General features: G+C 63.7%; 11 protein-coding genes. 7 read left to right on the plus strand and 4 right to left on the minus strand.

All coding sequences use genetic code 11. The features are described 5' to 3' along the window. Positions 1–19: 19 nt before the first annotated feature. From FJW04_RS11835 to FJW04_RS11855, 5 genes are all read left to right on the plus strand, one after another. Positions 20–322 (plus strand): HPr family phosphocarrier protein, encoded by a 303-nt coding sequence (locus FJW04_RS11835; RefSeq protein ID WP_015314199.1) that lies wholly within the window; start codon positions 20–22, stop codon positions 320–322. A gap of 41 nt (positions 323–363) precedes the next feature. After that, the gene (gene ptsP / locus FJW04_RS11840) at positions 364–1,938 is read left to right on the plus strand and encodes a phosphoenolpyruvate--protein phosphotransferase (RefSeq protein ID WP_140614923.1); all 1,575 of its coding nucleotides are present in this window, start codon (positions 364–366) and stop codon (positions 1,936–1,938) included. A 2-nt stretch (positions 1,939–1,940) separates the two neighbouring features. After that, positions 1,941–2,363 (plus strand): hypothetical protein, encoded by a 423-nt coding sequence (locus tag FJW04_RS11845; protein WP_140714266.1) that lies wholly within the window; start codon positions 1,941–1,943, stop codon positions 2,361–2,363. Positions 2,364–2,401: 38 nt separating this feature from the next. Continuing rightward, positions 2,402–3,388, plus strand: a complete 987-nt coding sequence (gene dhaK, locus FJW04_RS11850; protein ID WP_140714268.1) for a dihydroxyacetone kinase subunit DhaK — start codon at positions 2,402–2,404, stop codon at positions 3,386–3,388. A 70-nt stretch (positions 3,389–3,458) separates the two neighbouring features. After that, positions 3,459–4,481, plus strand: a complete 1,023-nt coding sequence (locus tag FJW04_RS11855; protein WP_181172925.1) for a nucleotidyltransferase family protein — start codon at positions 3,459–3,461, stop codon at positions 4,479–4,481. A gap of 8 nt (positions 4,482–4,489) precedes the next feature. Here FJW04_RS11855 and FJW04_RS11860 read toward each other — a convergent pair whose 3' ends face one another. Genes FJW04_RS11860 through FJW04_RS11870 form a run of 3 tightly spaced genes read right to left on the minus strand, consistent with a single transcriptional unit; the run spans position 4,490 to position 6,212 of the window. Further along, a complete protein-coding gene (locus FJW04_RS11860; protein WP_140714272.1) occupies positions 4,490–5,476 on the minus strand; it encodes a serine kinase in 987 nt (328 codons plus the stop codon). Beyond that, on the minus strand, positions 5,473–5,910 hold the full coding sequence (locus FJW04_RS11865; RefSeq protein ID WP_140714274.1) for a lasso peptide biosynthesis B2 protein: 438 nt from the start codon (positions 5,908–5,910) through the stop codon (positions 5,473–5,475). Before FJW04_RS11865 ends, FJW04_RS11860 begins: the two co-directional genes overlap by 4 nt. Then, positions 5,910–6,212, minus strand: coding sequence for a PqqD family protein (locus tag FJW04_RS11870; RefSeq protein ID WP_015314206.1), 303 nt, complete (start codon positions 6,210–6,212; stop codon positions 5,910–5,912). The genes FJW04_RS11865 and FJW04_RS11870 overlap by 1 nt, the downstream gene beginning before the upstream one ends. Before the next feature lie 764 nt (positions 6,213–6,976). On the opposite strand from FJW04_RS11870, the gene FJW04_RS11875 reads away from it, so the two are divergent. Both FJW04_RS11875 and FJW04_RS11880 read left to right on the plus strand, forming a co-directional pair. Then, a complete protein-coding gene (locus FJW04_RS11875; protein ID WP_015314207.1) occupies positions 6,977–8,884 on the plus strand; it encodes a propionyl-CoA synthetase in 1,908 nt (635 codons plus the stop codon). A gap of 146 nt (positions 8,885–9,030) precedes the next feature. Then, positions 9,031–10,113, plus strand: coding sequence for an acyltransferase (locus FJW04_RS11880; protein ID WP_140714276.1), 1,083 nt, complete (start codon positions 9,031–9,033; stop codon positions 10,111–10,113). 129 nt (positions 10,114–10,242) lie between these two features. On the opposite strand, the gene FJW04_RS11885 is transcribed toward FJW04_RS11880, so the two are convergent. Then, complete coding sequence (locus tag FJW04_RS11885) at positions 10,243–12,627, minus strand: polysaccharide biosynthesis tyrosine autokinase (RefSeq protein ID WP_140660513.1); 2,385 nt, start codon at positions 12,625–12,627, stop codon at positions 10,243–10,245. Positions 12,628–12,746: the final 119 nt, after the last annotated feature.

The following is a 12,746-nucleotide window of genomic DNA, read 5'->3' on the forward strand; positions in this document are numbered from 1 at the left end:
GAATGGGATTTTTGAACACATGTCCGCAACCGCCGAAGCGACCGTCCTGATCACCCACGATGTGGGCCTGCACGCGCGTCCTTCGGTGAAGTTCACCAAGCTCGCCAAGAGCTTTGCCGCCGAGGTGGAGATTGCACTCGCCGCCAACGGCCCATGGTTCGATGCAAAAAGCATCGTCAAGGTGATGGCGGCCAAGGCGCCGAAGGGCACGGTGCTGCACATCAGGGCCAATGGCGATGGTGCCGATGATGCTATCCGGGCGCTGGTCGAACTGGTGCAGCGCGATTTCGACGAGGACGCCGGCCATGTCCGCTCGGCTTGAGGCCGATCCGCGCCTGCGCTCACCCGCTGGGAACGCGTGCCATGCGTATTGAGGGTGTTCCTGCCTCGGCCGGCTATGCCGAGGGACCTCTGTTCGACCTCGGCCAGCCCGCGGGCATTTACGTTAGCAAGGCAAGCTCCGTCGAGGAGAGGACGTCCCTGCAGGCCGCGATCGGCAAGGCGGTGAACCGGCTCGTGGCCATGGTCGGAACCGCCGAGAAAGATGCGGCCGACATACTCGAATTCCACATCGCCATGCTGGAAGACGACGCGCTGAGCGGGCCGGCCTTCGCATCGATCGCTTCCGGAACACCCGCCGACACGGCCTGGCGGCAGGCGCTCGATGCCGAGATCGCCGGCTACGAGGCTTCGGACCAGGATTATTTCCGCGCCCGCGCCACGGACCTTCGGGATATCAGGGACCAGGTGCTGCGTGCCCTGACCGAGGACAGTGACCAAGCCGCGCCGTCCGGCGCCATCCTCTACGGCGAGGACATCGCGCCGACGCGCTTTCTCGAAACCGACTGGAGCCATGGCGGCGGCATCGCTCTGAAGGCAGGCAGCACCGCCAGCCATGTCGCCATGTTGGCGCGCTCGCGTGGCGTGCCGATGGTCGTGGGCCTGCGCGAGCCGCTCACCGCCGTTGCCGACATGGCACTGCTCGACGCGGAGCACGGCAATATCGTCCTGGCGCCCTCGCCGGCCGAGATCGGCTCGTTCCGGCAGTCATCCTCTTCCTTCACCGCCGGCCAGGGTGAGGCACGGACTTTTCTGGCGCGGCCGGCCATGACAAAAACCGGCACGGCGGTGCGCGTACAGGTCAACATCGCCGATCCTGGGGATGTCGATGCCCTCGACATCGCGACCTGCGACGGCGTCGGCCTGATGCGCACCGAATTCCTGTTCGGCAAGACGCTGCCGGATGAGGAGACGCAGTATCGTGCCTATCGCAAGGTGCTGGAATGGGCCGGCGAAAAACCGGTGACGATCCGTACCGTCGATGCCGGCGGCGACAAGCCGGTGCCAGGCTTCACCGTCGAGGAAGGCAATCCATTCCTTGGCCTGCGCGGCATCAGGCTGTCGCTGGCCAGGCCCGATATATTCCGGATTCAAATCAGGGCATTGCTGCGCGCCGCGCCACACGGCAATCTCAAAATCATGTTTCCGATGATCGCCACATCAGCAGAGTATGAAAGCGCCGCCGCCTTGTTCGCCGAGGAGCGGGTAGCCCTTGCCGCGCGCGGCATCGCGCACAAGATGCCGCCGCTCGGCATCATGGTCGAAGTACCTTCGGTGGCCATCGCGCCGGAGGCGTTTACCGGCGTCGCTTTCCTGTCGATCGGTTCCAACGATCTGACGCAATATGTGATGGCGGCCGCCCGCGACAATGCCGCTGTGGCACACCTGAATTCAGTCCGCCATCCTGCGGTGTTGAGGCTGATCGCTTCGGTCGCTGCCTTTGGACGGGAGACCGGGATCGCCGTCAGCCTGTGCGGCGATGCCGGCGGCGACCCCGCCTCGATTCCCTCTCTGCTGGAAGCCGGTCTGCGCGATCTTTCCGTGGCGCCGGCGCAACTCGCCATGGCCAAGGCGGCCATAGCCGACGTTCCGGTCTAGGCATGGCCGACATCAAACCCGAACCCGGTTCCGAAGAAGCGATCCGCGCCTACAAGACGATCCTGTCGCAAGTCATCGACCAGCGGCCGTCCGGCATGCGCCAGCGGCTCGCCGATGCGCTTGGCAAGCACCGCAGCTTCGTCACGCAGATTTCGAGCCCGAGCTACTCGATTCCCATTCCGTCGAAACATCTGCCGGCCATCTTTTCCGTCTGCCATTTCAGCCAGGTCGAGCGGGACCAGTTTCTTGCCGCCTACCATCAGGCACATCCCGGGAAGATCTCGGTCGCCGCGGGCGCGCGCAAGACAAGGCACGTTTCGCTCATCGTGCCGGATTTCGGCGACGACAAGCAGAATGCGGCGCTCGACCGAGCGATCAACGAATTCATCCAGAAGGTCACCAGCATCACCGGCAAGAGCGGCTGAACGACCCTTGATGCAGGCTATTTCGGGAGGAGACGGCCGTGAAGAAATTCATGAACTCGGTGGACACGGTACTGACCGAGAGCCTCGACGGTTTCGCGGCCGCCCATGCCGACATCCTTGTGCTTGGCGAGGAGCACAAATTCATCCGCCGCAAGATGCTCAAGCCGGGCAAGGTGGCGCTGATCTCCGGCGGCGGCTCCGGCCACGAGCCGCTGCATGGCGGCTTTGTCGGCCGTGGCATGCTGGACGCCGCCTGTCCCGGCCAGGTGTTCACCTCGCCGACACCGGATCAGATGCTGGCGGCCGCGCAAGCCGTCGACACCGGCGCCGGCTGCCTGTTCATCGTCAAGAACTACGAAGGCGACGTGATGAACTTCGAGATGGCTGCGGAGATGTCCGATGGCGTGCTGCAGGTCGTCACCAATGACGACGTCGCCGTCGAGAATTCGTCCTACACAACCGGGCGGCGCGGCGTGGCGGGCACGCTGGTGGTGGAAAAGATCGTTGGCGCCGCCGCCGAGCACGGGGTGGCGTTGCCTGCGTTGAAGACGCTGGGTGACCGCGTCAACCACGCCACCCGCTCGATGGGCGTGGCATTGACCAGCGGCACCGTGCCGGCTGCCGGCAAACCGACCTTCGACATCGGCGAAGGCGAGATGGAATTCGGCGTCGGCATCCATGGCGAGCCCGGCCGCCGGCGCGACAGGCTGAAAAGCGCCGATGCAATTGTCGAAGAAATCTGCGCTGCGATCCTGGGCGATCTCGACGACAGGGCGAAAGGACCCGCGCTGCTGTTCGTCAACGGCTTCGGCGGCACGCCGCTGATGGAGCTCTATCTGATGTACAACAGCGCCCGCCGGATTTTCGAGCAACATGGCGTGACGGTTACCCGGTCGTTGGTCGGCACCTATGTCACCTCGCTCGACATGGCCGGCTGCTCGATCACGCTGACCCTGCTCGACGACGAACTGACGGAATGGTGGGACGCACCTGTCCACACCGCCGCGCTGCGCTGGGGCGTGTAAGGCTGGCTTCAGCCGCCCTTTTCTGCAACCATTCCGGACAATCCACTTAACGATGGATTTGTCCGGATCGATGCTGCCGTCTCTTACTCCAGCTGAAGAAAAACTGCTGCTGCGCTTCGCCGATCCGGAAGCTGCGGCGGTCGGGGACAATTTATCAGCGAAGGCGCTGTCTGCCCTGCTCGACAATGCCGAATTCCACGGCGTCCTCCCGATCATGCTGCGCAAGCTCGGGGAGCGTGGCGATGCGCACCTGCCGTCGGATACTGGTTTGCGAGACAAACTCGACGACCTGCGCCAGAGGGCGACGATCGCCACCGGCCAGTCGATGCTGCTTCAGTACCATGGCGACCGCATCATGAAGGGAATGGCGGCGGAGGGTATTCCGGCGCGGATCGTCAAGGGGCCGGTCTTCGCGCGAAAACTCTATCGCAATGTATCCGACCGGCCTTTCACCGACATCGACATCATGGTCGAGCCCGCCAACCTTGCGCGGGCAAACCGAGTGATTGCGGCATGCGGCTTCGAGCTTGCCAGCAACGAGGCCGAATCCTACCGGCTGCAGGAATTCAAATGGCTGGAAAAGGAGAATTCCAGCCTGCTGGTCGAGTTGCATGGCGACCTTGTGCACGACATCGGCATGCGGCGGCGCCTGTCGCTGGGTTTTCGCGAGCTTGGCATCATCGATGGCGACGCGACGGATACGCCGGCCGCCCTTCTGACAATCGCCATCGTGCATGCCGCCGGCGGCCACAAATTCCACCGTCTGCAGCTTTGCGTCGACGTGCTGCAAGGTGTGAGGGCGCTGCAATCCCCGGTTTCGGAAACCCGCCTGCTCGACGCCGCGCGCATGACCGGCATCGAACTCGAACTTGCGATCGTGCTCAACGTAACCGGGCGGCTGTTCGACGAACCGCATGCGCTGGCACTCGCCGGGCGAATAAAGCCCGACCTGTCGATCCGACTGGCCAAGAAGCTGATCACGACCAACACGCTGCTCAGGGTCAATTCCCGGGAGAAGATCGGCTCGCGGCTACGCCGCGATGCCTTTCGCTGGATCCAGCGGCTGGCCAAGGCCAGGCCATACGCCGCTTGAGCGGATCGTCAGTCCAGTGATGCCAACCTAGCGCTTATCAGCGCCGCCGCATCGGCCGGACGCACGCCTACTTCCAGGGTAAAGGTCGGCACCGACGACACCAGTCCGCGGATCGCCGCCAACCTGCGCTTCTGCAGCGGCAGCAGACCGGTCGCGCCGGTGCGGACATTGTCCATCGCCAGCGCCACCATCGCGTCGGTCCGGGCCATGGGCGCGAGCCGGGTCTCTTCGTCGCCGGATCGCGCAAGATGCAGGAGCGCTGCGACCGGACGGGCGGTCGGACTTTCGATTTTTATGATCCCACTCAGCTTTTCCAGCGAAACAGCCTGTTCGCCATTGCGGTCCCATGACAGACCGAGGCATGGCGCCACAAGCGGGATCATCCGCGCGGTCTTCTCATGGATCTTGACATGGCGCGGCAAACCCCAGGCGGCAGGCGTGGGGGAAGCGAGATTCAGGATCATGGCGTCGTCGGAGCACAGGCCGAATCCTTGCGTTGCCAAGGCCAGCGATGTGGTGGTCTTGCCGGTGCCGCTCGGGGCATGGACCAGCACGACGGCGTCGCGGCCCGGCAGCGTCAGCCCGGCCGTGTGCAGCATATGCTGGCCGCCTGCGTCGAGTGCTGCGTCCAACACCAGCATCGATGGCGTCCAGGCGGCCTTCGCACCGGGGCGAACCCGGAGTTCGGCCCAACCCTCCTCGTCATTGACGACAACGGCTTGGCGTTCGGGAAAGACGAGATGGACCGTGCCGCCATCCGCGATCATCCGGCAGTAGCCGTCCTCCGATATCTCGCCCTCGAAGACGAGCGATCCGCTGGGCGCTTCGTCCAGAACGTCCGCCTCTTTGATCTCGAGGCGAAAATCCGGCTCGACGGGACCTGTGACACGCAAGATGCCCAGCATCCCGTCGAAATCCTGCCACAGGCCGGGGCGCTCGGCCGATATGCCGAGGATCTGGCCATTGAGGTCATAGAATACTGAAGGTCTGGTCAAGCGGAGCGCACCTTCGTGGCGGCGGTGGCGGGGTGACGATAGATCTCGACCATGCCGGGAAGGCTGTCACTGACCACCGGCTTGCCGTTCAGGCACACCCAGCAATGCGCCGACAGCCGCGACGCTTGCAACGACTTCGGATCGACGCCGAAACGCAGCTGCGGATCGAAACCGGCAAGGCGCAGGAAACGATGGCCGAGCAAGCCCTCCCGCAAGCATCTGCGGTCGCGCATCAGCCAGGGATGACGCACGGCACGGTTGACGCGGGCGACAATGTAGGGGGCAGGCAGGCCGCGATAGGGCGCCGGCGAGGCGAGCGGCGCCCATTTCAGCACGTCCTCGAAGCTGCGATTGGCAATGAGAATTGGCATCAGCCGCGCGCTTGCCCAGAGATGACAGCGGAACAAGGCGCGCAGGAGAGGACCGTCCACCATCAAGCGGTGCCTTCAGCCATCAAGCCTGGAGCAGCGAGAATGCCTTCCGAGACCAGATCGCTGGCCAGCGCCGCCATGTCCTCGTCAAGCGTGCCCTTGTCGATTTCGAACTCCTCGCAAAGCAGGCCGACGATCTGGCCGAGGCTGCGCGCGCCATCCACCTTGTCGAGAAAGGCTTCGGTCGTCCCGTTGCAGGTATAAAGCTGGCCGCTGCGCGCCAAAAGCACAACCGCGCCGTCGCCGACATGCTGAACCGAGGCATCGTCCGCCAGTCGCAGAACCGTTCCAGAGGCAATTTCCATAACGGACCCCAAAAGCCATGCAAAACCCGGAAATGAGATAGCGCGGTGGTGGGGCGCTGTCTATTGGTCGGCCGGGATGGCTCGCGTGGCTTTATTTTGCGGACATACTCTCGTGAGGCCGCAACATCCATCCAGAGTCGAAAATCGTCCCAGAAATAGTCGCCGGAAAGGCGCGCCAGGCAAGCATGCTGACCGGCGGCACCGTTGCTTTTCTTCCCTGAGGTAAGGTAAGAACTCCTCGGGTCTTGGGGAGATAGCGTATGCGTTACAATTGGGAGCGAGCTCCGACGACTTTCGAACGTCATCGAAAAGCTCTGGCGACAGCCATTTTGATCTTCGGCGGCGTCGGTCTCATGCTGGTGGCCTTGCCGATCTAGCACCGTCGACATTCGCCCAACGAATCCGGCTTGTTAGACGGCAATCGACGAATTGTTCAGCGGGTTGTTCGGTCACCGCTATGAAGCGGCGATCGCACCCTTAAAAAAGCCCTGGCTGAAGCGCTGCACCAGCACGACGATCACCGCCGGCTTGCCGGCCGGTGTTCACAGGATCCGACAGGCTGTAGGAGGTCGGACGGTTCCTCGAGCCTGGCCTCGATCGACCATTGATGGCGCATGCGCTCACATCCTCTCGCTCGATATCGTCGGACAGCGGGCATCCCGGTCAGGACAAGACCGGTTCAAACGAAAATCAGGGAAGACAGCGCCGGAAAAAACAGCATAGGCTGTTTGCAAAGACGGCAAATGGTTTCCGGGAGGGTACGGATGGCTTCACGCTATCACGAGATCTATGACGGCTGGAAACGCGACCCGGAAAAATTCTGGGCCGACGCGGCCGGCGCCATCGACTGGTATTCGCCCTGGAACAGGGTGTTCGATGCCACCGCCGGCGTCTACGGCCGCTGGTTCACCGGCGCGACCTGCAACACCTGCTACAATGCCCTTGACCGGCATGTCGCCGGCGGGCGGGCCGACCAGATCGCGCTGATATACGACAGCGCCATCACCGGCACGGTGAAAAAGTTCACCTATGCCGAACTGAAGCGCGAGGTGGTGGCGCTGACCTCGGTTTTAAAGAACCGCGGCGTCGGCAAGGGTGACCGCGTCATCATCTACATGCCGATGGTGGCGGAAGCGGCCATCGCCATGCTCGCCTGCGCCCGCATCGGCGCAGTGCATTCGGTCGTGTTCGGCGGCTTTGCCTCGCATGAGCTTGCCACCCGCATTGACGACGCAAAACCGAAACTGATCATCTCGGCCTCGTGCGGCCTGGAGCCGGGGCGGGTCGTCGCCTACAAGCCTCTGCTCGACAAGGCGATCGAGATGTCCCGGCACAAGCCGGACGCCTGCCTGATCCTGCAGCGCGATCAGCTGCGCTGCGATTTGAAGGACCATTTCGACATCGACTATGCCGACGCCGTCGCTCGTGAGCGCGCAGCCGGCGCCAATGTCGACTGCGTGCCGGTGCTGGCCACCGACCCACTCTACATCATCTACACGTCAGGCACGACGGGCCAGCCCAAGGGCATCGTGCGGGACAATGGCGGCCACATGGTCGCGCTGAAATGGACGATGGAAAACGAGTTCGGCGTGAAGCCCGGGGAAGTGTTCTGGGCGGCGTCCGATGTCGGTTGGGTGGTCGGCCATTCCTACATCGTCTACGGCCCGCTGCTGCATGGCTGCACCAGCATCCTGTTCGAAGGCAAGCCGATCGGCACGCCCGACGCCGGCACCTACTGGCGCGTCATCGCGGAACATGGCGTGGTTGCGTTGTTCACCGCGCCGACTGCCTTCCGCGCCATCAAGGGGCAGGATCCCAAAGGCGAGTTCGTGCCGAAATACGATCTGTCGAAATTCCGCACCCTGTTCCTGGCCGGCGAACGCGCCGACCCCGAAACCATCAAATGGGCGGAGCAGAAGCTGAACGTGCCGGTGGTCGATCATTGGTGGCAGACCGAGACCGGATCGCCGATGACGATCAACCCCGCTGGGCTCGGCCTGTTGCCGGTGAAGTACGGCTCGCCCGGGGTACCGATGCCCGGCTACGATATCCGCGTGCTCGACGATGCCGGCCATGAGGTGCCGCGCGGCACGCTCGGCAATGTCGTGGTAAAGCTGCCGCTGCCCCCGGGCTGCCTGCCGACCCTGTGGAACGCCGATGCCCGCTTCCGCCAGGCCTATCTCGATGAGTTCCCCGGCTTCTACAAGACGGCGGATGCCGGCATGATCGACGAGGACGGGTATCTCTACGTGATGGCCCGCACCGACGATATCATCAACGTTGCCGGCCACCGATTGTCGACGGGCGCCATGGAAGAGGTGCTGGCCGCCCATCCCGATGTCGCCGAATGCGCCGTCGTCGGCATCGCCGATGCGATGAAGGGCCAGATTCCGCTCGGCTTCGTGGTGCTGAACGCCGGTGTCGCGCGCGACGGCGCCGCCATCGAGAAGGAGGTCGTCGCGCTGGTGCGCGAGCGCATCGGCCCGGTGGCCGCCTTCAAGACCGTGGTGACGATCAAGCGCCTGCCCAAGACGCGCTCGGGCAAGATCCTGCGCGGCACCATGCAGAAGATCGCCGACAAGGAAGCGTGGATGATGCCTGCAACCATCGACGACCCCGCCATCCTCGATGAGATCACCGCTGCCCTGACGGAGCGCGGAATCGGCGTGTAAGGAGCACTGCCGGGACCTGACTGGAGCTACCGTTGCGCGATGTTGCGACGCGGCGAACTTTGTGATGACCGCTGGGCGCAATCGTAGATTGTGCGATGCAACATTCCGCCCTACAGTTTCCGCGGGGGGCCATTCGATTGGATCGCATGGCTCAGAAAAAAATAACCTTTGGCGGTATCGACATCCTGCGGTTTCTCGCCGCCGTGCTGGTCATGGTCTATCACTACGGCTTCTGGGTGTGGGCCTATCCCGACGGCATCTCGGCGCAAGCGACTGGTGGCGTTCCAGCGCAGCCTGGGATCGGCGCCTGGGTCGGGTCCGGCTGGGTCGGCGTCGAGATCTTCTTCGTCATCAGCGGTTTCGTCATTGCCTTCAGCGCCGAGAATTCGACGCCGCTGCGGTTTTTCGAGGCAAGGGTCAAAAGGCTGGCGCCGGCGGTCTGGATTTGTGCCCCGATCACCACGGCGCTGTTGCTGCTGATCGGCTTGAGCTGGCCGACCGATGCGGTGGTTCGGCTCGTGCGCACCGGCCTGTTCGCGCCTTATGGTCCCTGGGTGGACAGCGTCTACTGGACGCTCGGCATCGAAATCGCCTTCTACGCCATCGTCTGGATCCTGCTGCGGCTCGCCCGTTTCCATCTGATGGAAAGGGTTGCGATCGTCATCGGCATGATCAGCACGCTGTTCTGGTGCCTTTATTATCCGCTCGGCTGGTCCGCCTTCGCCGAGACGCGGTGGCTGCAGCTCGTGCTGGTGCATCATGGCTCATTCTTCGCGGTCGGCGTGCTCATCTGGCTGATGCGGTTCAAGGCGGTGACGGCGTCTCGCCTTGGCTTCTGCCTGCTGTTCCTCGGCGGTGGGGTGCTGCAGATCGCCAGCTCCGTCGACGCCCATAGCATCAAAGTCGGAGCCGTGATGCCGTACGGGCCGCCAATCTTGATCTTCCTCGCGGCCATCGCGCTGATGGCGTGGTCGCTCACGCTTGATCTCAGATGGAGCGGCTGGCGCCGGATCGGCCTGATGACCTATCCGCTCTATCTGATCCACGACGTCATCGGCGCGGCGATGCTCGGCGCCATGGTGCGCTCCGGGCTGCCTTATCTCCTGTCGATGGCAATGGTCGGCGCGACCATGATCGCGGCAAGCTGGCTGGTGGCAACCGAGGCCGAACCGCGCATCCGGCTGCTGCTCGACCACACGCTTTTCCGTTACCGGCTGAAGGCGGCATAGCCTCGAGCTATACGCCGCTCCGCTTCATGTCCGGCCGCATCAACGGCGGTCGGACGGCGCCGAAACTTTGCGCGATTCGGAATGAGAACCGCAGCGCATGCCCAAGACATGACGGGCAACGGCCTTATCTCAGACCGCCGCCTTCGAACGCACTTCCGACTTGTCGAGATAATAGCTCGAGTACTTGTCGAAGAATTTCTCCGACGCGCCGAACGATCCGTATTTGGCGAGCTTCTTCAGGTCGACCTTGTTCAGCACCGCGCCGACGATCTTGTTGGCGACATAGGGCTCGGATTCCAGCATCGAGCGCACCATGGCGCGCGGCGTGCGGCCCCATTCGGTGACGAGCACGAAGCCGTCGACCAGCGGCGCGAAGGCCTTGGCGTCGACCACCGGGCCAAGCGGCGGCAGATCGACGACGATGTATTCGAACGTCTCCTTGGCGTTTTCGATGAAACGACGCATGCCGGCCGAGGAGAGAAGCTCGCTGGTGTGCGAGAAATGGCCGCGCAGCACAGCCGGGATGATCGCCAGCTTGGTCTGCCTGTCGATCTTGCCGACGGACTGCCAGGTCTGGCCGCTCACCACCGCTTCCATCAAGCCTTGCTCGGCTTCCATGCCGAGGCTGCGGCTAAGGCCCGGATTGCGCAGATCGCCATCGATGAGCAGCGTCCTGGAGCCATTGGCGGCGAGCAGCCCGGCGAGATTGGCCGCGACCGTCGACTTGCCTTCGCCGGGCAGGACCGAGATCACGCCGATGACGCGGCTGCCTTGCCCTTCCATCACCACATCGAAGGCGATCTTGGCGCTGCGCAGCGTTTCGGAGAACATCGATGCCGGAGCGTCGATGCTCACCCGCATCCGTGCGCGCCTTTCGATCGCGGCCGGCGATCTGGCGACCTTGAGATCGGGTTCGGCTGGCTTGTCTTCCTTGCTCGGTTTGCTGCCGATGGTCGGCAGGTAACCGAGGAATTTGAGGCCGACGCGGTCGCGGACCTCCTCGCCGGTCCTGAAGAACCGCTCGTTGAACTCGTTGAGGCCGCCGAAGCCGGCGCCCATCAGAACCCCGAGCACCAGCGAAAGGCCGAGCACGATGACTGTGCGCGGGCTTGAGGCGGCAAGCGGCGTCGACGCATCCGAGATGATGCGGATCTTGCCGACCGGGAAGGATTGCTGCTGCGCGGCTTCCTCGTAGCGTCCGAGGAACGTCTGGTAGAGCGTGGAGAGTGCCGTCGCCTTCTGATCGAGATCACGCAATTGGACCTGCGACTGGTTGTCGATCGAACTCTTGCCCTGCGCGGCGGCGACATTGGCCCTGAGCGCGGTCTCGCGCGCCAACGCCACCTCATACTCGTTGCGGTAGCTTTCGGTGAGCTGCTTCAGTTCGCCGAAGATCTGCGTCGAGATGTCGGCCTTCTCCTTGGCGAGCGCCACCGCCTGCGGATGCTGCGGGCCGAAATTCGCCTCGACATCCTGCTGCCGTTTGGCGACCGTGAGATAGCGGGTCTTCAGCGCCGCAATGACCGAGCTGGCTGGCTGGTCGCTGGATATGGCGGCATCCTTGAAAGCGTTGTCCGAGCCGCTGTCGACGATCGACTTGTATTGCTGGTAACGGGCGCTGGCACGCGCGGTGTCAGCCTGCGCGACGATGAGCTGGGCGTTCAGGTCGGCGAGCTGCTTGTCGCTCATCAGCTGGCCGTCGCTGTTGGCGGACAGGCCGTGTTCGGCCCTGAATTTCTCGACCGCCAGCGATGCCTGCTGCGAGCTCTCGCGCAGTTCGGTTAGCCGGCCCTGCAGCCAGACCGCCGCGCGCTCGGTGGCGTCGAAGCTGGCATCGAGCTGGTCGGCGAGATAGGCGTCGGCATAGGCCTTGGTAATGGCCTTCGCCAATGCCGGATCCGTCGCCTGGTAGCCAAGCGCGATAACGTAGCTTCGCCCGACGCGATCCGCCCGGATCTCGTTCTGCAGTTTGAGGATGGCGTAGTCGCGGCGCGACGTGGCGATCAGCGCATCGCGCGCGGCGGGGTCGAGCTTGGTGATGTCGCCGACACCCGGCATGACCGGGCTGCTCGGACGAACATACTGGATCAGACCGCGGATCAGGCCAACGCCCTGGGCAAGAGCCGACTGGGGCGGGTTCATGAACGTGTCGTTCTGGTCGAGCTTGAGCTTGTCGACGACCACGGCGGCAAGACGCGTCGAGGTCAGGATCTCGATCTGGCTCAGAATCGCGGAATCGGTCTGCATCGTCGTCGATGCCGCCGAGATGTCGTCGACGATCTTGTTCAGACCTTCGTCGATCAGCACGCTGGAAACCGACACGAATTTTGGCGGCGTGGTCTGCAGATAGAGCATGCCCAGGAAAAGGCCGATGACGGCGCACACGCCAACCACCTTGGCCTGCCGTGCGGCCATGCCAAGCAGCCGCTCGATGTCGATGAAGTCGTCGCCGTCTCCTGCTTCCGAATTCGGCAATGGCATCCTCTTGTCGAGAGGAAAATTGGCATAGTTCATCTTCGGTCCAATTCTGGCTTGTCTCGCTCGCAGGCCCCGGAGAGATCGGGAGCATTGGCAGGCGCGACACACGCTTGGTGCCGGACAGCGCGGAGCCGGCCGGCCCCCGCGCCGTCAGC

This window comes from Mesorhizobium sp. B2-7-3, assembly GCF_006440715.1.
GTDB classification, from domain to species: domain Bacteria; phylum Pseudomonadota; class Alphaproteobacteria; order Rhizobiales; family Rhizobiaceae; genus Mesorhizobium; species Mesorhizobium australicum.